Genomic DNA, 22,950 nt, shown 5'->3' on the forward strand with positions numbered 1-22,950 from the left:
AAATGCGTATGATAATATAATATTTAGAATAACTCTGTGAGCAATTTAGTATAGAAACACTCTAAATTTGAATAATTTCATATTAAATAGAATAAATACTATATATAATGATTCTAGGCGATTAACTGATAGAAAGTTGAGGTAAGATATTAATGACCAATAATCTAAGTCAAATTGAAGTAAGTACTTATAAAGGAATAAAAAATTTAAAGTTAGATAATTTAGGCAAAATTAATATTATTACAGGTAATAATAATTCTGGAAAAACATCATTTCTTGAGGCAATTATGATGTTGGCAAAACCAAGTGATTTATATGACATTATAAGGGTTGCTAAATTGAGAGAAGCAGGAAAGTTAGTAGCTGGATTTTCATACCGTACTAGGTTAGATAACTTTCAATTATTTCAATACCTATTTAATAAACAAGAAGAGAATTTAGTGCTCAAAATAAAAGGTAAATTTAATGAGAAAGAAACACAGTTAATTATTAAGGGTGAAAAACAATATGAGCTAATTAATGAGTTTATGTTAAATGATTTTATTAATTCCTCCAACTCCCCATATAGAAAATCACGATTAAAAGATCTATTAACATTAGAAGAAGAAATTGAGACTTTTGTTGGGAAACATATTTACAGTTTAATTGAAAATGATAATTCTTTAGAAATTGTGAAGAATGAAAATGATTTATATTTTAATAAATTTACTATAGACGATTATTTAAGAAATAGTCCTTCGGAGAAGAAGAAGAATTCTAATTACCATTATATTTCTTCAATAGACCATATAACTCGAGATCATTTAAATCCAATTATTAAAGATCCGAAATTAAAAAAAGATGTTATAGATGTATTAAAAATATTCGATGAGGATATTGAAGATCTAACTATTATGCCAGAGGATGAAAGATATATCCATACTATACATAGTAGGCTTAATGGGCCATTACCAATAAGTATGTATGGAGATGGAATAAAAAAAATAATAGCTCTTGCGGCAGGAATTGTTAGAGCTAAAAACGGAATTCTATTAGTAGATGAGATTGAGACATCAATTCATAAAAAGGCAATGCCTAGAGTTTACCATTGGTTAATAGAAACTTGTAATAAATTTAATGTTCAAATGTTTATGACTACTCATAGTATTGAGGTAGTTGATGAAATTTTGAACTCAAATGATATAGCGATAAAAGATGATTGGTTAAGAGTAATTACTTTAAATAAAAAAAATGGAAATACTTTTGCAAGAGTTTTAACTGGAAAAGATGCTTTAAAATTACGAGATAATTTTGATATGGAGTTAAGACAATGAGAAGTGTACTAATTTGTGAAGGTAATACGGATCTAACCCTTATACAGTATTTTCTTGAAAAAACATATGAATGGGAATATATCCCCGAGGGAAGATATAGAGATTTAGAATTAACGCCTATTCAAAATGCTAAAGGATATAAGTGGTTAATAAATAAAACTAATAATAAATTTTTATGTTTGATTGAAGCTGGTGGATCTACTAAAATATTGAATCAATTAGAGGAAATACTAAATTTTAACTCATTTCAAACGGAAAGAGAAAAGTTTTTTGAAAAAATAATTATTCTCACTGACAATGATGATGATAGTACAGAAAGTGAAATGTTAGGTAAATTTTCTACCTTATTGAATGAAAAATATTTTATTAATGAAAACATTTGCAATAATGAATGGAATATTGTTAATTTTGAATTGATGGGTGAGATTATTGCTTTAGAATTCCTACCATTAATAATACCTTTTGAAACAACGGGAGCAATGGAGGACTTTCTTTTAGAAGCCTTAAAGAATGATTCTCTCGAGTCAGATCCAGATAAAGTTATCAGTCATATTGTAGATGAAAGTAGAGAATTTGTAGATAATTTAAATTGTAGTGGAAAATATTTAATTAAACGTAGAGAAAAGACAAAGGCAAAATTCACAACTGTTTTTGCTATTCTTACACCTGCTGAAGCTTTTAAACAAAGAAGAAGTTTGCTTCAATCAATTCCTTGGGAAGAGTATCAACATGTTCAATTAGCCTTTGAAAAATTATCATTGATTTAAGTTTTTAAAAAATGATAAAAGAAATCTTTCATATTCCACTAAATTATTATTAAATTGGTCACATCTAAACAGGTGTGGCTTTTTATTATGCCTTGAAGAGTGTACGTAGAGCTAGGAAACGAATTTATAAAAGATTAAGGAAATTACGTAAAGCGCGTGATATAGCTAGTAGAGATGCACTAATAATAAGACGTTGCAAGAAAAAAGTATGGAAATTGAAAGATATTGTACCTCTTTTTGAACATAGGGAACCATTTTTATTTTTAGAGGATCTTGCAAAAGAAATATTTGATGCAGATGGTTATTGGTTGCGAATACCTAAACCACCGAGTAAACCGGTTACTGCAAAAAAATAAACATATGGAGGAATAACAAATGAATGCAATTAGGGAGTATATCTATGAGCTAGAAATACGAATAAAAGCAAATGGTGAGGAATTACCTTCTATGCGAGAGGACATAGATTTAACGGTATTAGAAGGTGATGGATTAACATTTGAAAAAATGTTGGAACAAGGAGCGGAGTTTGATTTTGGTTTAGCATTGTCTTTCCTAAAAGAAGGACTAACAGTTGCTCGTAAAGGTTGGAACGGAAAAGATATATTCATTTATCTAGTAAACGGTATGACTATTCCGAAAAGTAATTTACGCAATGAAGCAGCACTTCAAGTAGTTGATTCCCCAATTGAAAACGTAAAGATTCACTCTCATATTGACATGAGGGCAGCAGACGGTTCAATTGTTGTCGGATGGAAAACGTCACAAAATGATATGTTAGCCGAAGATTGGTTTATCGTTGGGTAACAAAATATGATTACAGAACAACGTAAACAAGAATTGTTTCAGCATATCATGGATGGCGAATTGATGAAGTTCTATAAATCTAGAGAGTGGATGCAATTACGACTCAAAGCATTGAAGCGAGACAACTTTGAATGTCAATTATGTAAAGAAGCTGGACGTTATCACAAAGCCGAGAATGTACATCACTTGAAGGAAGTTAAAACGCATCCACATCTATCTCTAACATTAAGCAATCTACAATGTTTATGTATCACATGTCATAACGAAGTGCATGATCGTCTAGAGGTCACACGAAAGGATAAGTTTTATCAAGACGAGAGATGGTAGCTTGATTATACAAAACGGTGGATGGACATACGAAACAGATGTTATCGATGTTGTTGTAACTAAAGATGTTCGTGATTGGTATGAGCGTGATATGCTCAATGCCTTTGCACGTTATGCTTACTGGCGTTACAAACAGATACGGGACTGTGTTAACTCACGCAAGTGCAAGCACATGACCATTGATAAAGTGCGAACACAGTTGCAGGATGATAACAGGATGGGCTTCACGTGCTCACTGCTACGCATCACAGCCGAGGAGGTTCACTACATCGTAGAGTTCGCTGACCAGCACTTGGAGTACGTGAGGTAGACACCCCCCAGTCAAAAAGTTTCGCCTTTTTTAAGGGATTCGTTCAACGGGAAGGGTTGATGGGAAAAGATATTTTTTGATTTTCCCGCGAGCGAATTGCACCCTATGTCGTTATGTATAAATATGCAAATAGAAAGGTGGGCGGTGAGTGTGCATGAACCATGAAAACGCATTCGAAGATTGGCTTAAAGGTATGAAGTATAAGGATATTGCAGAGAAGTATGGAGTTAAAGAAAATACGGTTAAGTCATGGTATAAACGCTATGAATGGAAAGCGAAAAAAGCACAAATGGCACAAGAAAGTGTGCATGAATCTGTAATAGGTGCACCCCCATCAATCGAAATTTTACATGGAGATAACAGATTGAGGCGTCTCATAGAAAGCGATTTAAAAGAGCAATTGAAATTAAATGAAACCGAAAAATCATTTTACATCAATTTAATTGACGATTACATGGCATTTTGGGACATCAAAAATATGTTGATTAAAGATATTCGAGAACGTGGTGTCGTTGTCTGGGGTGTGAAAGCAAAAAAAAAGAATGATAGTATTGGTGAACTGAATAAAACAAATGCGCAAATGCTACGCATATTAGCGGATTTAGGATTGAAAGCAACGGATATAGAAAATTTGGATGATGAAGATGAAGAATTATAAATATCATCCATACATTGATGACTATATAAATGGAGTGCGTAGCGAAAAATATATTGTTTCCGATGATGTGAAATTGCTCGTTGATTTAGTAGAAAGAAAATTAAAGCAAGATAATATAGTAATAGATACCAATGAAATTACCGAGGCGAAAGAGTTTATCGAGAAGTATTTCACTTTTAAGCTCTATCCAGCACAATTATTTGTGCTTTCTTGTATCGTTGGACTTTTTTATGATGATGATTCACTCGTTTTTAACGAGTTTTTTTTATTGTGGGGTCGTGGTGCAGGTAAAAATGGCTTCATTGCTGCTATATCACTTTATTTCATCGCTAAACAAGGTATTAACAAATATAACGTTGATATTGTAGCTACTTCGGAAAAGCAGGCAAAAACATCATTTAATGATGTGCACGAAATCCTCGAAGATCAAAAGAAAAAAATGAAAAAGCATTTCAGATGGACAAAAGAAGAAATAAAACATCTGAAATCAAAATCAATACTTACTTATCATACGAATAATGCTAAATCAAAAGACGGCTTACGACCAGGCTTAATTATTTTCGATGAAGTCCATGAATACGAATCATACGACAATATCAAAGTATTTACATCTGCTCTTGGTAAAGTCCCTCGTGCACGAAGAATATATATCACAACTGATGGTTACGTGCGAGGTGGCGTGCTTGACGACTTTAAAAGTGAAGCTGAAATGATATTAAAAGGCGAACTACCAAACAGTAGAATGTTTCCGTTTTTAGCTCATTTAGATGATGAAGAGCAAATGCATGATTTCTCAAATTGGGAAAAAGCGAATCCGGGCATTCATTATTTGCCACATTTGAAATTAGAGATGGAGCAAGAATATGAAAATATTAAACAAAGACCATCACTAAAAATTGAATTCATTACAAAACGTATGAATATTCCTTATATGTTATCTGCTAATAGTGTTACTGATTGGGATAAACTTCAAGCGGCTTCGAAAGACTTACCAGAATTAACGGGTTTAGAATGTATCGGTGGCATTGATTTTGCGGATGTTCGCGACTTTGTAGGGGTAGGTTTGTTATTTAAAAAAGATGGAAAACGGTATTGGCTACATCATACATTTATTAATCATCGTAGTCTTAAATTATATAACTTTAAAGTCGATATTGAACTAGCTCAACGTTTGGGGCTAGTAACAATTGTTTATGAAGAAACCAATAGCCCACAATTAATTGCAGATTGGTTTGCGGCACAATCAAAAAAATATCGAATATTGAAAGTTGGAGCTGACCAAGTGAAATTTAATCACTTAGAAGAAACTTTCAAAGACTATGGGCTTGAATTGGTGAAGTCGAGAAAAGGTACAATAACACATACTCAATTAGAGCCAATGATTGAAGAAATGTTCTCGCGAGAAAAAATATTATGGGGCAATGATTTAATGATGCGTTGGTATACGTGGAATACATATGTTAAACGTGATGGAAAAGGGAATATAACATATGAAAAAATAGAACCAGAACTACGTAAAACAGATGGATTCTACGCTTTACTACATGCATTGCAGCATGATAATGATTTAAGTGAGAAGACTGTCATTACCAAGGAAAATGTAAAACGAGCTATTAAGACGTATAGCTATTAGGAGGTGTTGAAGTGGGGTTATGGCGCTGGATAAAAAACTTTTTTAAAGATGGCGAATTGAAAAGTTTGAAGGATTGTGCAGTTGAATTGACTGCGGAATATTACTATAAAAAACTAGCCGTTGAAACATGTGTGAATCTAATAGCAAATGCTTTAAGTAGATGTGAAATTAAAACTTATAAGGACGGAAAGTTATTTCATGGAAATATGTACTATGCATTGAATGTTCAACCAAACAAAAACCAAAATGCAACAGCATTTTTTCATAAAGCAATTAGGAAATTAATTTATGAAAAAGAATGTTTGATTGTTATGAAAGATGACGAGTTTTATTTAGCGGATAGTTTTAATGTTCAAGAGTATGCTTTATATGAAAATGTGTATTCCAATGTGAAAATTGGCGATCTCATGTTAGAAAGAAAATATATTGAATCCGAAGTCATACGTTTAAAATTAACAGACGAAAAAATATTAGGAATAATAAATGATTTGTATGATTCGCATGGAAAAATGATTGCAGCAGCAAAAAGCTACTATAAATTAAAAAATAATAAACGCGTATTAATAACTGGCGATTTTTTGAGGGCGCAAGACGATGAAATTCAAAAAGAAATAGACGACATGTTTGAAGAACAATTGAAAAATTGGTTTGACCCAGACAAAAAAAGTGTTGCTTTTCAATTACAAAGTGGGTATGAGTTTAATGATCTGTCTGATTCGAAGGCTGGTTTAACAATTGATAGTAGAGATATCAGTAATTTAATTGATGACATTATTAATTATGTCGCTATGGCTTTTCATGTGCCGCGAGGACTGTTAAAAGGTGATTTAGCAGAACTGGAGGGGCAAGTGAAAAGCTTTATTATGTTTGCATTAAATCCTAATGCAGAAATGATAGAAGATGAATTTAACCGTAAAGCATATTCAAAAGATGAGTATTTAAAAAGGACGTATTTAAAAATTGATACATCAAAAATTAAAATCTCAGATATTACCGAATTAGCAACAGCATTAGATAAAATGTTCGCCATCGGGTTTACATTAAATGAAATCTTTGAGGAAATGGGACGTGAAAAAGTGGATGATCCTATCGCTAATATCAGACATATAACAAAAAACTATCAAACAGTAGAGCAAGCTTTGAAAGGGGGTGAATGAGACAATGAATAATGCTTTATCGAAACTTTTCTTAAATTATCAGAATGAAGTATATGCAAAAAAACTAGAGGAAATTGAATATCGCTTCGAAGCAAATCATGATACAGAAAAAAAGGTTACTGAAATAACAATGTATGGTATTTTTGCTTCGTCGATATGGAGTGATACAATTTCAGCCAAACAAGTAGCACAAGCGCTTGATGAAGCGGAAGGGAATGACATAATCATTCACCTTAATAGTCCGGGAGGAGACGTTGCAGAAGGTATAGCAATAGCAAACAGGCTACTACAATATAAAGGTAACGTTACAACGTATGTAGATGGTTTTGCTTGTTCAGCGGGATCGTTAATACCTATAGTTTCCGATAATACCATAATGGGTGTAGGTTCAATGGTGATGATACATCCCGTTTCTACATTCGTATATGGAGATGAAGCGGCATTATTAAAAGAAGCTAAAGTTTTAGCAAAAATGACGGAAGGTGCAATTGACATTTATATGTTAAAAGCAAAAGTTAAACGAGAAGAATTAGAAACAATGGTAAAAAACGAAACGTGGTTTACAGCACGTGAAGCACTTGCAATAGGCTTTGCAACAGAATTATCAGAAGTACAGTTATCTCAACAAAAAGATAATAAAGTTGATTCAGAGAAATACAAAAATAATGTTTTAGCTAGATTTATGAAACATGAGCTAGAACAACAACAATCAAATAATTTCTTCAACAAATTTAATCGCGGCTCAAATTGAGTAGCGTTTTTTATTTTGAAAAAATAGGGAGGTCATTTTTATGACAATTAAAAATTTAGATAAAGAACCACAAAAAATTAATGTGGAAGAACAAATCGCTGGATTAAAATTAGCATTTGAAAATGGAGATGCAACAGAAGTAGCTCAGAGAATAGTGGAACAATATACAAACAATATAGTGCATTATGAAGATTTGATGAATACTACAATTCGTGAAGCGAAGCGCGCGGCTGAAATGCAATGGGATGAATCTGTTTTAGCTTCACGCGGTGTTCGCAAATTAACGAATGAGGAACGTACATTTTATAATCAAGCAATTGAAGTAGAAAGCTTTGATGAAGTATTAAAGTTAATGCCGCCAACAGTTTACGAGCGTGTATTTGAAGATTTAGCTCAGGACCATGTGTTACTGTCTCGCATTAACTTCTCGCCTCTTGGTGCAACTACGCAGTGGGTTTTACGAAAAGAAGGTGCAACAACAGCATATTGGGGTGATGTTTGCGATGAGATTCAAGAAATGGTCGAGAGTGGTTTCCGTACAATAGAAGCCAAAGCTTATAAATTAAGTGGATTTTTAGTTGTTTGTAAGGCTATGTTTGAACTAGGTCCTGAATGGCTTGATCGCTATGTTCGTGCAATCATTGCAGAAGTAGTAGCAACAGAATTGGAGAATGTTATTGTAAACGGGACAGGTAATAAACAACCTATTGGCATGATGAGAGACATGGATGCACCTGTTGTAGGCGGTGTATATGCACCGAAAACAGCAGTGGAATTATTTGCATTTACACCTTTAGAAATTGGGAAGAAAATCCTTGCACCTTCCACACGTGGAGGTAAGCGTGATGCACAAGGGGTTGTGCTAATGATTAATCCATTTGATTACTACGACAAGCTGTTTGCGTATGGTGCAAAGCAACGTGATGATGGTGTATGGATGTTTGGGAAATTCCCTGTGCCGGAACTAGAGATCATTAAATCGCCAGCAGTACCATTAAATAAAATGGTAAGTGGTAAACCAAAAGACTATTGGCTAGGGGCGGGTAAAGCAACATTAGAATCATCGGATCATGTCCGTATGATTCAAGACCAACGCTTATATTTGACTCGTCAATTAATCAATGGTCAGCCTTTAGACAACGATGCTTTTACTGTGTTTGATATTACAAATACATCTATTGATAGTGACCAATCTGAAAGAAGAACTGATACACCTTAATAGGAGGAATATAATAATGACAATTACAGCTAAAGTAGTTAATCCATTTAAAGCGCTTGAACATGATGGACATAGGTATAAAGCTGGTGACATTTATCCAGCCGAAGGATTTACAGCAGATGAAGAGCGTGTTTATTTTTTAACAGGTGTCCATCCGAAGTATAAAAAAATCTATCTTGCAGAAGTAACACTTCATGAAACTGAGCAACTAGAGGAGAAATCCTCAGAATTCCCTAAACACCTAGGAGGCGGCTATTATGAGTTATCCAATGGGGAAAAGATAAAAGGCAAGGAAGAGTCTATTAAGGCAGAGAATGCATTAAAGCATGGTGATTGATTATGCCAGCAGAATTATTGAATGAATTAAAATATCGGCTACGCGTTACTTGGGATGATGAGGATGCGGAACTACAAAAGATTATTGATCGCGGAAAGTCTTACTTTAAGGATTTAACAAGTAAGGCTTTTTCTTATGAATTGAATGAAGGAGTAACGGAATTATTGTTAGAACGTTGTCGATACGTCTATAACAATGCAACAGATGAATTCGAAAAGAATTTTGCGAATGAGTTAAAACGACTCATACTGAACGTTGCCTTGGAAAAGAGGGCTGAAAATGGCGAACAACAAGAAAATCCGTGATGTACTCAATGATGGGTATATTGAATATGGCACAAATGAAACAGAGCGTTCAGCAAAGGGAACAAGAATAGGTAGTGCATATAAAAAATTTGGTCGTTTAGCTTACCAAGAAATGTCCTGTCGAGATGAGGACTATAAGCTTGCGGAAGCAATGAGTTCATCACTTGATTTAAAAATTCGCACTCTTTACCCACCGAATTTACGAAATGTTAACAAGAATAAATTAAAAATTGTTTTAGATGGTACAACCTACGATGCTATCAAAGTTGATACGGACCGTGAAAAAATGTACCTCTATTTTTATTTACAGGAAGTTGGTGAACGAGAGTGAGTCAGGAAAAAATGCAAGAACAAATTAATGCAATGTTAGAAGGGTTAGCAAGCTTTGGTATACCGATTTTTGAAAATGACCTTGCAGAAGATGAAGAAGCGCAGTTTAAAGAAGCGGGTTATCACTTCTTTATCTATCAAACAGGCGATATGTTTAAAAATGATGATCGTGCAACTATCGGACAAGACATTGCTATTTTTTATTTTTCAGAGAATCGTGATGATTTAGATGAACAAACAACTAATATCATCAAGGCTCTATCAAACATTCCAGCATTCAAGTTTGAGCGTACTCAAAAAAACCGTTTGCGTAAAAAGAACACTGATGAATATGTAGATCAAATTGTATTGTTATATAATCGCCTAATTAAAATAACTGGATGTGTATTGAAATGAGAGCGATGATTGAGTTCGATGACCTTACAAGTCTTTATGACAAAATACGGGCATTACCAAATAGAGCTGAAAAACAAATAAATAAAATTTTACACACAAAAGGTTTGGAAATCGCAACACGCGAAATGACAAGCCTTTTGCCTGTTTCAAGGGTTAATAAAAAACATGCTAAAAACTCGAAATGGTATGCGTATGAAACAGAAAATTTGAAATTTGTTGTCAAGTCTCGTGGAGGTGCAGCAAATAAAAAGGGAAGCTTTGGTTATCTAGTATTTCCTGATGAAGGGCGAGGACCAAACAATCCTTGGGAGCAACGATTTAGTAACAGAGCATCACAGCGAGCAACGCCAAAAGTTTTACAAGAATTACATGAAGGATTAAACGAACTATTAAGGGAGGGCTTATAATGCCAGCACAAGTAATTGAAAATTTTGATTCATGGAGTATTAGAAATGCATCAATTCAATTTATAAAAGGCGGGATACAACAACCGGGTACAAAATTCGGATGTGTAGGAACACTTGCAGTAGAACCAGAAACAACGGTATTATCAAAAAAATGTGGTCGTGAAACGATTGGCGAAAAAACAAAAACATTGAAATTAAATGTAACAGTAAGTGCACACATTCCAGTGACGGTAGCACGTCAATATTTCGGATTATCTAATGAGGGGTTAAAGTCAGGTGTATACAGTTATGGTTCTAACTCTCTAGGAGATGATTTTGTATGGACGGCTGATATTGTTGATGATTTTGAGGATATTACAAAACTAGTAGCGTTTCCAAAGGCATCTAATTCAAGTGGATTTACAATTAACGTAGATGCAGGACAGGAAGAATTAGCAATGCTAGAACTATCTTTTAGTGCTGTTGCGGATGCAAAGGGAAGATTTTACTATGAAGCAATTACAGTCGAACTGGAAGATGAGACAGTAGAAGAACAATGGCATACACAATTTAAACGTGAACTAGTAGAGGCTGCAAGTGGTACTGGTGAAGTCACAGAAACACCTTAATTTGAAGCATCTCCTTTTTGGAGATGTTTTTATTTTTGTGAAAAAAGGAGTGTAGTGTTTTGAAAATTCAAACGGTAGAACTAAAGGAAATGCGAATTGTAGAAATTGAAGGAGAATTTCAAAGATGTTATAGCGAGGAGAAAAAATATCCAGCTTTTTTAACAAACGCATCCGTCAAAAAAGGCTTTGATATGGGTTTGTTGGAATCTAGCTTATTTGAAGATTTATTAAAACTGAAAGACTTAGACATAATCATTTCAAATCAAAAAGAAAATACGAAACCAAAAACTGATTCAGATGAACTGAAAGATGGCACTGAATTACTAGCTGCTCTAAATGAACAAAAATTAATAGCTGTTATTTATCTAGGGGTATTAGGTGCAAATAAAAATTTAAACAAGTCATTTGATGAATTTTTGGAATTGTATCACTATGAACTACCAGAAACAGTTGAGATATACGGAAAGCTAATTGCTGGATTAGTTAGTAATAAATCAAATAATTTCGCAAAAGAATTACAACAACAAGCAAAAGAAAATAAAAAAAAACATCGAAAACACAAAAAACATCAACAGTGAAAGCACCAAGATTAAAAATAGAACACGTTGAAGATTTATATACCTTGTATGTACTCGTTGCAGGCATTGATTGCAAGACGTTTTGGCACGATCAAATTGCAAGTGTTGAAAGAATTTATGCCAATAAACTTGCTTTTGATAGTTGGCAAAACAGCCTTGTAGGAGGATGATAGCATGGCAGGAAATGACAACAATGAAGTACGTATAACCTTTAAAGCATTTAATTCGGAATTTAATAAAGCCATGACCGAGATTGGTAAAGAAACTACAGCATTACGTCAACAGATGAAATTGCAGCAAGAACAGATGAAAAATAGTGCTACGGAAACTGAAAAACTGGAGGCAAAGCTAGGTAGTTTAGAAGCCATTTATGAGTCAACCCGTAAAAAAACAGAAGCTACAGCTAGACAATTGGAAGCAGCTAGAGCACTTTGGGGAGAAAATTCCGAAGAGGCAAAGAAACTTGAACGCCAATTACAGAGTAACCAAATCGCAGAGCAAAGGGCAGCAAACGCGATAACAGAAACTCAAAAAGCTTTGGAACGTGCAAAACAAGCTCAACAAGATCAAGCAGAATCATTACGACATTTACAGAATTTATTTACAGTCACTGGACAATCGGTCAGTGACTTTTCTGATTTATTGGGTCGGGATTTAACAAGAGCCATCCAAAACGGGACAGCGAATGCTAATCAACTAGATCAAGCATTTAATCAGATTGCTAGAGCAACACAAGGGGCTTCTACAAATGTGAATCATGTACGGCAGGCTTTGGCTCAATTAGATACAGGCGCAAGTATAGATAGCGTCCAAAGTAGCTTACAGGCATTAAATAGCGTGTCACGTACAACAGCAGATGAAATTAAACAACTCCAACAATCTATGCGCTTAGAACAGGAGGCAATGAAGCATACAGCTTCGGAATCTGATAAGTTAAGCGCTAAATTAAGTAGTTTAGAAGCGATTTATGATGCTATGCAACGTGAGACACAGGAAACAGCCCAAAAATTACAAGCTGCAAATTCTGCTTATGGAGAAAATTCTAGAGAAGTCCAACAGTTAGAGGCGCAATTGCAACAAACACGTCTTGCTCAACAGCAAATGGCTAACAGTATTGTAGAAACACGACAAGCTATAGAGACACAAGAAAACTCTTTCTCACAATTACGAGCTTTAATGAATGTTACAGGGCAGTCTATAAATGATTTTGCAAATGTCATTGGTAGCGATATGGTTAATGCAATTAATCAAGGTAGAGCGAGTGCCCAAGATTTAGACCGAGCATTTGAACAAATAGCAAGAGCAACGCAAGGATCATCAACTAATATCGAGGAACTAAGACAGTCATTATCCAGATTGAACGGTTCTAACATTGAAGAAATACGACAAGATTTAGAACGTCTACGTCAAGAATCTGACCAAGCAGAACAAAGCGTAAAAGGTTTAGGTGAGGCATTAGCAGGAGCAGCGGCAGCAGGTATTGGTATAGGTTCAGCGGTTTCAACAGCTTTAGAAAGTGCTAGTTTAGATACAGCCATAAATGTAACTTTTGATGTGCCGGAAGAATCAAAAGAAACAGTACGCAAGTCTGTAAGAGAAGTAACAGCCTTGATAGGTGATGAAGAAGCTGCATTAGAAGGAGTACGTAGACAGTGGGCTTTAAATAAAGACGCAACAGATGAAGCGAATCAAGAAGTAGTAGATGGAGCTGCTGCAATTAGTAAAGCATACAGTGATATTGATTTCACTGAATTGATTCAAGAAAATAACGAGGTTGCAAAAGCTCTTGGTATTTCAAACATCGAAGCTACTAATCTAATTGCTAGATTGTTAAAAGTAGGGTTTCCGCCTGAGCAACTAGATATTATATCTGAGTATGGGACGCAATTAAAACGTGCTGGATTTGAAGCTCAAGAAATAGAAAATATCATGGCAAGAGCAGCTCAAGAAAAGTCATGGAACATTGACAACCTCCTTGATGGACTAAAAGAGGGACGTATCCGAGCTGTTGAAATGGGACGCGGATTAAGCGAAGGTATGAAAGAAGCTATCCGGGATGTTGTAGATGACACAGAAGAAATAACCGATGAACAAATAGCAACCATGCAACAAGGTTTCGCAAAACAAGAAGATGCTCTTTCAAAATCATTAAGTAATCGTGAAAAAGCCATCTCTAAAAGCCATTCCCAACAACAAAAATCTTTAGATAAGCAGTTGCAAAATGAATATGATGCTGTTTCTAAAAGTTATGACCAACAACAAAAAGCACTCGAAAAAAAGCTGAGTGCTGATTATGATGCTACAGTTAAGGTCTATGAACAAAAACAAAAAGAATTAGAAAAAAGATTAACTGCTGAAACTGAGACGTTAAGTAAAAATCAACAAGAACAATTACGTGACTTAGAAAAGGCTCAACAAGAAGAGTTAAAAATCTTCGAGAAAAATTCACAAGAAAAAATTAAGCTTATTGACAATGAGTACAAAGAGCGTTTGAAGCTCATCGATGAAGAAAAATACAATCAGTTAAAAGCATTAGACGATCAAATCAATGCGATAAATGCTAAAACAGAAGCAGAAGATAAGGCAATCAAAGAGCAAGAAAACGCTCAGAAACGTGCTGAGTTATCTCTAAAAGTTAGTAATGCTAAAACAAGTGCGGATCGTCAAAATGCTATACGAGAGTTACAAAGTTTCGATGAAAAACTACGTCTAGAAAAAGTGCGTGAAGAACGAAAAGAACAAATAGATTCCTTAAAGGGTCAAAAAGATGCTGTTAAAGAAGCATCTGATGCGAAAAAGGATGCACTAAAAACTGAGACAGATGATAGAAAAGAGCAACTTTCGGAACAAATTGCTAATGAAAAAGAAGCCTTAAAAAGTGGATTTGAACAACGTAAAAATGAATTAAAAGAAGTACAAGCAGCAGAGAAAGCAGCTTTACAAGAACGCCAAAATACTGAAAAAGAAGCTTTTCAGCATCGTAAACAGGAAGAATTAAAAGCATTAAGTGAATCAAACAAAGCACAGGTTGATGCATTAAAAGAAGTGAATCAAGCAAAACTTTCAGCTTTAAAGGAAGATCAGAATAATCGTAAAGAAGCGCTTAACGAAAGATTAAGTGACGAAATGGAAGCTGTTCGAGAAGCTCACAAAGCTGAATTAGATTCCTTTAAAGAGATGAATGCTGAAAAGCTAGAGTTAGCTAAAAACCCTCCTGATAGTGCTGCTGTACAAGCCTTATTTTCTCAATTAGAGGGTTGGGGAAAAGCTGTTGCTAAAGGCGGAGAAGAAGGCTCAAAAGCGTTTGCAGACATGGCACAATGGCTTTCAGAAATTGAGGATGCTACTTTACGTGAAACAATAGGTGTAGAGCTTTTTGGTACCATGTATGAAGACCAAGGAGAAGCTATCACAAATGTTTTAAAAGATGTAGCAAGTGGTCAAAAAAGTGTTGTTGATGGTCAACAAGAAATTAATAATATGACTGAACAATATAACCAAGACCCTATGACTCAACTTAAACAAGCGTATGCCGAATTAGTACAGGCTTTACATCCTGTGTTAGAAGTAATAGCAAAAGTAATTAGTGCAATTGCAGAATTTGCAAAAGATAATCCGGGAATAGTGGCTTTTATAGCAACTATTGTTGCTGGAATTGGAACTTTGGTTGGGGCATTTGCTGCTATAAGTCCAGCCGTTTACACCGTCACCACACTATTTGGTACTGGAGCTGGAGGAGCGGGGCTTACAGGTGTACTTGGTAAAGTAGTATCAGCAATATCAGGTATTACCACTAAAGCTTTGCCAGCTTTAAAATTAGCCTTTTCAGCACTGTTTTCAGGGGGACCTATTGGCATTGCTATAAAACTACTAATTGCTGCTGTACCATTGATTATTGCAAATTGGGATAAAATATCAGGTTTCTTCAGTGGGATTTGGAAAACAGTAACTGACATTTTTACGACAACAATAAAAGCAATCTGGGATTTTGTGAAAAAACATTGGGAATGGATTTTAGCAGCAATCACGGGACCTATTGGAATAGCTGTGAAATTTGTAAGGGATAATTGGGATACCATTAAAAATGTTACTACAAACGTATTTGACAGTGTGTCGACATTTGTAAAAGACAAATGGGAAAAAATCAAAGAAGCAATTACATCACCAATTGATAAAGCTAAAAAAGCAGTTAAAGAAGCTATTGAAGCAATCAAAGGATTTTTCAATTTTGAATTTTCTTGGCCAAAGCTAAAAGTACCTAAATTTAGTATCAAAGGTTCAATCAATCCTCTCGATTGGTTTGATCAAGGGTTTCCAAAAATTGACGTAGAATGGCGAGCTAAAGGTGCTGTTTTTACAAAACCGACTATATTCGGCATGTCAGGCGGTAAGTTACAAGGTATTGGTGAAGCTGGACCAGAAGCGGCGCTTCCACTAAATGAGCGTGTGTTAGGTGCAATTGGTCAAGCTATATTTAATGCTTCTGGAGGTAATCGAGGAGAGGCACAAACTAATATTTATAACTATGAACGTATGAATGAGGGAGCAACCTTTATTGTACGTGAGGAAGCTGATATTGATAGGGTTGCAGAGGCTTTGTATAGAAAACAACAACGCGATAGAAAGGGGCGTTAATCGAGTGGAAATAACTTTTAAAGGTATACATTGTTCTACAGTGGGGCTTGAGGTGATGGACACCGAACGCCCTCTTTTTGGTGAATTTGGAGATGAATTTATTAAATTACCAAAAGTCAGTGGCGATATTGTTATCTCAGATAATAGTGAATCTGATATTGAAATACGTATTCAATTTTTGCTTACACCTTTACCGGGTCAATCTTATTTTGATGCATTAAGAAATATTCGATCTTACTTTAAATCTGAATACAAAGAACAACTAATTTTTGATAATGATCCGCAATATGCATATATGGCGAAATTCGTTTCATCGGATGTAATTGAACAAATTGTAGATGAAGGTTTGTTTTGGACTACATTTCGTTGTTCCCCTGACATGGTGGTGGTTACATGAGTTATAGTATAAAAGTTTTAAATCCATCATTAACCGAAGTTGGTACTTTAAAAAATATAAAAGATGTTGAAATTTATGAGGTCATTAACAACCAATATACGGCTGACTTGACTATTGCTGAAAATGTTTATCCATCCTTCTTACAATATCCAAACATATTAGAAATAGACAATGATTATTTCATAATTTCAAATATAGATAAACAAAGAGATAACAGTAAATCTATCCGATTATCTTTAGATCATGTTAGTTACATGCTTAATAATCCTTCTCTTGTACCTTTAACAAGTGATGACACAGAAGAATTTTACGAAGGGTCTATTGAAGAAATTATCGCCAACATTTGGGGAGGTATGTCTGAATATACAATTCAAGTTGTTGGGGCTGATGGTTATTATTATTACCGTCCGAGCGCTAAAGGTGGGCGCAGCCGTATTCAGGAATTTGCAAGACAAAATGGTTTTGAAGTCGTGTATAACAAATTTACAATTACAGTTCGAGATAGGCGAGGAGAGAATAAAGGATTAATACTACGAACAGGTGATAATATCCGTTCGGTTTCACAAAAGATAGAATTGAATGAAAATTTTTTTGTTGAATATGCCCATGAAGTTGACATTATTGATTTTGGTAAAATGACAGGTTCACAGCAACAAGCAATATTTACAGCAGAGCTTGGTGATACTGTTCGGATTATTGATACTGATTTAGCGATAGATGCTACTGAGCGTATTGTGGCAAGGCGCTATAACCCTTTATTTAAACAAGTGCCAAAATTAGAAGTTGGTCAAGTTGCGAGGGATATTATCAATGTTATCAATGATGATAAAGAGCAAGAAAAACAAGAAGATAATCCGTCTGCTAACTACTTTTTGCAAACATGGCAAATTGGTCAAATCAACTGTATGTCACTATCAGGCATTGAGTTAGATGCTGAAAGTGTATTGCCGGGTAGTATATCCACATCGGTAGATTATTACAATGATGGTGAGCACAAAGGAATGACATTGGTGGTTAAATCACAATACCGTAATTATCATGTCTACATTGGTGAATGGTATGAGGATAATCGGTATGAAGAATACAAGCTTGAGAATGTTGCGAATGTTATTGGTACATGGAATTTTCCGAAGCCGAAAATGCAAGCTATTAGTATTACAGTTAGTGAAGTGCCCATCGAAGAGTTAAATCCAGAAATCCATCAAGTGAGGGATTATGGTATTAAGTTTAACAAAGTCTATATTGATCCATTACGAGAATTTAGAATTGGTAAAAAGAATGTATTGGGCTTAAACGGACTGTTGATTGATACAAATGGCGAAAATATTGAATTAGATGATTTTTCGGCTAAATTAGACTATCACTTAATGCAAGAATATGAGGGTGTCAAAATTTCATTACGTAGAGAATTCCAAAATTACAAGGTAATAATCATGACATTTAGTGCCGATGGGATTCCATTCATGCACGATTACAATGCTATAAAAAACCAATTACCAACATGGAAATTGCCACGCGAGGATGCTGAATATTTGCTTGTGAGCATAACAGAAGTACCAAGTAGTGGAGTATTTGATCCAACCATCCATAAGTCAGTCATGTATGGTATCAAATTTGAAAAAGTACCATTTTTGCCCCTTTATGAGTTCCGTGTAGGCGAAATAAATTGTTTGCAATTGAACGGTGTGACCGTATCGTCTAGTCCAGCATTAAATACTATCCAAGCAGAAGTTTTTTATAAAGAACTAAATGAACATAATGGTTTACGATTAACTTTATTGCGTGAATATCGTTCTTATTACATTGGTGTTCGCACCTATGATAACAAGGGGAAGAGTACTGATAGAGACTATACAAGCATTTCAGAGTGGACGTTCCCACGAAAAAGTGCGATGTATATGGTTATTAGTGTTTTAGAGAAGCCGCCCGGTGAATTTGATTCAAGTAAACACAGACAAGCTTGGTATGCGATTAAATTTACGGAGCAGAATAGCGAAGTAGTAGACCCACTAGCGCCACAATTTTATCTAGAATCAGAAACAGTAAAAGCATCCACAGGGGGTGCTCGTTTTGATTTTACAGAAACATACACGAAAGTTATTAGTGTAACTTTGGGTGTTGGTAAAACAGAACAAACGGAGCCTGTAACAGCCGAATGGGAAGCGATTGAAGGTGAAGAGGGCGTGACTGGAATATTAGTTGATATAAAAGGACTACTGTCGGGTGAGGTCAACGTCAGTGTACAAGTGGTGTGTCAAATGGGACTAGATGAGGAGGAGAGTGAGGTAGATGGCTAATGGTTTATTCGGTGGAGGGGATGGAACCATTAACAATCCATTTTTAGTTGAAGATGCGGAAGATTTAAATGCTGTGCGGAATAAACCGGGGGATGACTATTTTCTACAAACACAAGATATTGATTTATCAAATTATCCAAATTGGCAACCAATTGCTAATGCTACTTATGCACATTTCACAGGCATCTATAAAGGGAACAATAAAAAGATTACAGGATTTAAACATGTAGGTACAGAAGTTTACTTTGCATTATTTGGCTATTTAGCAGGAACATTGGAGAATATCACACTGGAAGATATAGATTTAGAATGTACTGCTACTGGAAACGCAGGTTTTGATGATAATTGGGCTGGGTTGACGCTAGGACAAGGAAATTTTGTATTTGCAAGTTCACGAATAACTAACTGCCACGTTACCGGGAAAATCAAAGTTAACAGAAAAAAAAGTGTGGGTGGAATAGCGGCAATATTAAGAAATATTAATATAGAAAAATGTTCATTTGAAGGTCAATTAATCGGAGATGTAGCAAATAATTCAATTGGCGGAATTGTAGGCACGGTCAGTGGGAAGATAACTATAAAAAACTGCTATAGTATCTCCAACGGTAACAGCTTGAACTTGGCAGGGTATGTGGAATTAAACAATTTAAAAACAATAGAGAAGTGTTATGTTGTTAATGGCAGAATTATTGGTAGTAAAGATAGTGAAGTAGCAGCTAGTAACTTATCTGTTGTAGATAGCTACTATGATAATACTATGGAAAGTAATGGCTATGGTACACCGAAATCACTAGCAGAAATGCGACAACGAGCAACTTTCACAAACTGGATGTTTGACAATAAAAATAAGAGGTTTTGGTCGATTAAAGAAGGAGTAGACTATCCTCGATTTTCAAGAATAACAAACATAGAATTACTTTATCGTAACTCAATTGGTGGTATTGTTGATAGATGGTTTTGGGAGCACAATATTTTCGCAAACGGTATAAATTTATATAGTTGCGATTATCAAGAAGTGACTTCTCTTGGAAAAATAATCATTTATTTGCCATGTGAAACAACATGTGAAATAAACACACGAATAAGTGGAAAGTTAGGTTTTGAAAAGGTTGATAAAACTGAAACAGTTAATAGTGATGCACAAATTATCATTTCTGCACAACTGTATGATTTTGCGAATCAACAGACGCATTACTTGTATACGCCCCAAGATTTCATTTCCATGAAAGATGAATTCGGAAAATATATTGTCATGAATGATATTGATTTTGAAGGATTTGAGTATAAAATTCCGTTTGATGTGCCTTTTTTGGGTGATTTTGATGGGAATAATAATATATTGAAAAACCTCACCATAAAGAAATCGGAAGAATATAGGGGAGAGGGCTATGGTCTTTTAGGTAATACTGTAAATGCCACTGTTAAAAATATTGTGATAGAAAATAGCACAATTACAGATGAGGCTGGTGTATTTTACAATCCATCTGGTTTTATAGTTGGAAAAATGGAACAAAGAATTTTAGATAAATATCAGCCAGAAAAAAATAGATTAATGCGTTTGCATAATTGTGTTGTCAAAGATAGTACATTAGCATTTGCCAATCGTATAGACCAACTAGGGACATTTATTGGATCAGTAATAACTCAATCAGATGCCTTTAATTCCTTGGATATAACAGATTACACGGCAATTGAATCCCTAAAATCTCACAATATCGAATTTGATTTGAATGATGGTATTTTAATTGGTGGTGTAGCAGGATTAATTCGCATTGAAGATGATAAATTGTTAAGTATTGCCACTGATGTGGAAGTGTATACAGTATTTGATTTTAACAATACAGGCGGTGACTTAATTGGGGGGCTGTTTGGTCAAGCTAATTTCCGTAATGCAATTCTACAAAAAGTTGGAGCAAATACAATATTAAAAAATGCAACGCCAATCAATTTTGGCTTTGGTGGATTGTTTGGGCAAGTTGATTATCAAGAAGTAGCACGCTTGGAAAATTGGTACACGGATACGGTTGTAGAAAATTCAGTAGTTGACAGTGGTTTTGGAGGTATCACAGCCATTTGGATGCAAGAAAATGCCATAGAAATGACAATCAGTAAAGGTTATATAGCGACAAATACAGAATTAACAACAGACGAAGATCGAGCTATAGGTGTGTTTTGGGGATATAATAGCATGAGTGTTTTGCCAGCAATGACAGACATTTTTATTGATGCTGACATAAATAGTTTAGTACAAGGTCAAGCACCTGAAATGCTCAAAACAACAGCTCAAATGAAAAATAAATCTACATTTACAAATTTTGATTTTGAAAACGTGTGGGTGCTTGATCCAGATAGTTATCCGAAGTTTAAATCTTTAGCAAAGCGTGCAATCAAACTATGTAAACGTATGCCACTATTTAACTTTAGGAGGAAATAAGCACATGAGCATAAAAAATAAAAAATTAATACGTGATGCAATGGGTAGCCCTATTCCTCAAATTTACAACGAGGAACAGGGTATTTTTGTGCCTATGACAAACGGTACTGGTGATGCAACTAGTGTTGATTTTACAAAAATAAAATTAATTCGTGATGCTTTGGGTAGTGTCATACCACAATATTTTGATGTAACACAAAATAAATTTATACCCAACACTTCTAATGGTGGAGGTGGAGGAGGTGAACAAGGACCACCCGGAGAAGATGGAAAATCCGCATATCAGTTAGCTATTGATAACGGATTTATAGGTACAGAAATTGAATGGCTTGCCTCATTGAAAGGTGCGGTGGAAATCCCTTCTAAAGAGTATACTGATTATGCAAATACTTTTCCTATGGGCGTTTCCATTATGCGTGTATCTGAAAGTCATTTCGCTGCATGGCGCCAAGGCATAAGTGCTAGTTCAAATTCAATAATAATTGTTATTACTACTAGATTAGAGGGTATGTCTATACAGGAAATTTATACGCACGGTTATACTGCGGCTACACAGACAGTAGGTACCCTGCAACTGTATAAAGTACGCTCATCACGTGCCCAAAACGGAAATAATGTATGGAATGGTTTTACTAACATATATCCGCCACCTAGCTATACTTATTATAATCCTAATGGCACTTATCAATTTGATAGTGAGATGACAATGAGGCAGCCTTCAAAAGTAGCGTATGAATTTAAGGAATTTTTATTCGGAACTGTTTCAAATGTATTTGGTGCATTTAGCCCAAGCAGTACATGGTCCAACATATCAGGAAATCCAGAGACGTTAACACCACCGCATACATTGGCATTCAAAGGATTAGCATATTTTGAATGTACATTCCATCTTGCTATGAGTGACACTTATTCAAGTGGTTATAATGTAACAGTCAGATTTGCTATATATGATAATATGACTGATGCAAATGCTAATGACTTCGATAAGGCTAAAATATATGATGTAATGCAGTTCTATAATGGTATTGATATGCCCCAGTTTATGCAATACTATATGCCACCAATTTATGGTGGTAATAATAAGATATTAAAGGTGTATGTTGCCACACCGTTAACATTTGAACATGACAAAGCAATGTGGCACGGCTATACTTTACATGTGAAATTAATAGGTAATAATAATACCTTATAAGAGGTGAAAATATAGACTTAGCATAAGTCTATACAGTGACACAATTCTATTAAAATTAACTTAGGTATACCAATCAATAACATGATTTTCTAATC

General features: G+C 34.9%; 22 protein-coding genes. All 22 read left to right on the forward strand.

All coding sequences use genetic code 11. From position 1 onward, the window contains the following. The first annotated feature begins 152 nt into the window (after window positions 1-152). The 22 genes from AC2CGN_RS09410 (at window position 153) to AC2CGN_RS09515 (ending at window position 22,855) form a co-directional block, all read left to right on the forward strand. On the forward strand, window positions 153-1,313 hold the full coding sequence (locus AC2CGN_RS09410; RefSeq protein ID WP_484513502.1) for an AAA family ATPase: 1,161 nt from the start codon (window positions 153-155) through the stop codon (window positions 1,311-1,313). Further along, window positions 1,310-2,080 (forward strand): DUF3226 domain-containing protein, encoded by a 771-nt coding sequence (locus tag AC2CGN_RS09415; protein ID WP_484513504.1) that lies wholly within the window; start codon window positions 1,310-1,312, stop codon window positions 2,078-2,080. The genes AC2CGN_RS09410 and AC2CGN_RS09415 overlap by 4 nt, the downstream gene beginning before the upstream one ends. Before the next feature lie 92 nt (window positions 2,081-2,172). Next, the gene (locus AC2CGN_RS09420) at window positions 2,173-2,436 is read left to right on the forward strand and encodes a hypothetical protein (protein WP_484513506.1); all 264 of its coding nucleotides are present in this window, start codon (window positions 2,173-2,175) and stop codon (window positions 2,434-2,436) included. A 19-nt stretch (window positions 2,437-2,455) separates the two neighbouring features. After that, window positions 2,456-2,884, forward strand: a complete 429-nt coding sequence (locus tag AC2CGN_RS09425; RefSeq protein ID WP_484513508.1) for a DUF2829 domain-containing protein — start codon at window positions 2,456-2,458, stop codon at window positions 2,882-2,884. A 6-nt stretch (window positions 2,885-2,890) separates the two neighbouring features. Then, entirely contained in the window at window positions 2,891-3,211 is a 321-nt protein-coding gene (locus AC2CGN_RS09430) for an HNH endonuclease (RefSeq protein WP_484513510.1), read from the forward strand. Window positions 3,212-3,675: 464 nt separating this feature from the next. Beyond that, window positions 3,676-4,179: a helix-turn-helix domain-containing protein gene (locus tag AC2CGN_RS09435; protein WP_484513512.1), complete on the forward strand. Its 504-nt coding sequence runs from the start codon at window positions 3,676-3,678 to the stop codon at window positions 4,177-4,179. Next, entirely contained in the window at window positions 4,166-5,812 is a 1,647-nt protein-coding gene (locus AC2CGN_RS09440) for a terminase TerL endonuclease subunit (RefSeq protein ID WP_484513514.1), read from the forward strand. The genes AC2CGN_RS09435 and AC2CGN_RS09440 overlap by 14 nt, the downstream gene beginning before the upstream one ends. Before the next feature lie 11 nt (window positions 5,813-5,823). Further along, on the forward strand, window positions 5,824-6,969 hold the full coding sequence (locus AC2CGN_RS09445) for a phage portal protein (RefSeq protein ID WP_484513515.1): 1,146 nt from the start codon (window positions 5,824-5,826) through the stop codon (window positions 6,967-6,969). 4 nt (window positions 6,970-6,973) lie between these two features. Then, window positions 6,974-7,720, forward strand: coding sequence for a head maturation protease, ClpP-related (locus tag AC2CGN_RS09450; protein ID WP_484513517.1), 747 nt, complete (start codon window positions 6,974-6,976; stop codon window positions 7,718-7,720). Between the two features lie 40 nt (window positions 7,721-7,760). Further along, a complete protein-coding gene (locus AC2CGN_RS09455; protein ID WP_484513519.1) occupies window positions 7,761-8,939 on the forward strand; it encodes a phage major capsid protein in 1,179 nt (392 codons plus the stop codon). A 16-nt stretch (window positions 8,940-8,955) separates the two neighbouring features. After that, a complete protein-coding gene (locus AC2CGN_RS09460; protein ID WP_484513521.1) occupies window positions 8,956-9,276 on the forward strand; it encodes a hypothetical protein in 321 nt (106 codons plus the stop codon). 2 nt (window positions 9,277-9,278) lie between these two features. After that, window positions 9,279-9,581: a phage head-tail connector protein gene (locus tag AC2CGN_RS09465; protein WP_484513523.1), complete on the forward strand. Its 303-nt coding sequence runs from the start codon at window positions 9,279-9,281 to the stop codon at window positions 9,579-9,581. After that, entirely contained in the window at window positions 9,556-9,912 is a 357-nt protein-coding gene (locus tag AC2CGN_RS09470) for a phage head closure protein (RefSeq protein WP_484513525.1), read from the forward strand. The genes AC2CGN_RS09465 and AC2CGN_RS09470 overlap by 26 nt, the downstream gene beginning before the upstream one ends. 11 nt (window positions 9,913-9,923) lie before the next feature. Further along, window positions 9,924-10,307, forward strand: coding sequence for a hypothetical protein (locus AC2CGN_RS09475; protein WP_484513527.1), 384 nt, complete (start codon window positions 9,924-9,926; stop codon window positions 10,305-10,307). Window positions 10,308-10,312: 5 nt separating this feature from the next. Then, window positions 10,313-10,714 (forward strand): hypothetical protein, encoded by a 402-nt coding sequence (locus tag AC2CGN_RS09480; RefSeq protein ID WP_484513528.1) that lies wholly within the window; start codon window positions 10,313-10,315, stop codon window positions 10,712-10,714. Then, on the forward strand, window positions 10,714-11,322 hold the full coding sequence (locus AC2CGN_RS09485) for a phage tail protein (RefSeq protein ID WP_484513530.1): 609 nt from the start codon (window positions 10,714-10,716) through the stop codon (window positions 11,320-11,322). Before AC2CGN_RS09480 ends, AC2CGN_RS09485 begins: the two co-directional genes overlap by 1 nt. Before the next feature lie 59 nt (window positions 11,323-11,381). Further along, window positions 11,382-11,900 (forward strand): hypothetical protein, encoded by a 519-nt coding sequence (locus AC2CGN_RS09490; RefSeq protein WP_484513532.1) that lies wholly within the window; start codon window positions 11,382-11,384, stop codon window positions 11,898-11,900. A 174-nt stretch (window positions 11,901-12,074) separates the two neighbouring features. Beyond that, complete coding sequence (locus tag AC2CGN_RS09495; protein WP_484513534.1) at window positions 12,075-16,535, forward strand: tape measure protein; 4,461 nt, start codon at window positions 12,075-12,077, stop codon at window positions 16,533-16,535. Next, window positions 16,438-16,932 (forward strand): distal tail protein Dit, encoded by a 495-nt coding sequence (locus AC2CGN_RS09500; RefSeq protein WP_484513536.1) that lies wholly within the window; start codon window positions 16,438-16,440, stop codon window positions 16,930-16,932. The genes AC2CGN_RS09495 and AC2CGN_RS09500 overlap by 98 nt, the downstream gene beginning before the upstream one ends. Beyond that, window positions 16,929-19,229: a phage tail spike protein gene (locus AC2CGN_RS09505; protein ID WP_484513538.1), complete on the forward strand. Its 2,301-nt coding sequence runs from the start codon at window positions 16,929-16,931 to the stop codon at window positions 19,227-19,229. Before AC2CGN_RS09500 ends, AC2CGN_RS09505 begins: the two co-directional genes overlap by 4 nt. Further along, the gene (locus AC2CGN_RS09510; protein ID WP_484513540.1) at window positions 19,222-21,663 is read left to right on the forward strand and encodes a hypothetical protein; all 2,442 of its coding nucleotides are present in this window, start codon (window positions 19,222-19,224) and stop codon (window positions 21,661-21,663) included. Before AC2CGN_RS09505 ends, AC2CGN_RS09510 begins: the two co-directional genes overlap by 8 nt. A 4-nt stretch (window positions 21,664-21,667) precedes the next feature. Then, window positions 21,668-22,855, forward strand: coding sequence for a hypothetical protein (locus AC2CGN_RS09515; protein ID WP_484513541.1), 1,188 nt, complete (start codon window positions 21,668-21,670; stop codon window positions 22,853-22,855). Window positions 22,856-22,950 lie beyond the last annotated feature (95 nt).

Source organism: Lysinibacillus sp. DFXJR4, from assembly GCF_057196045.1.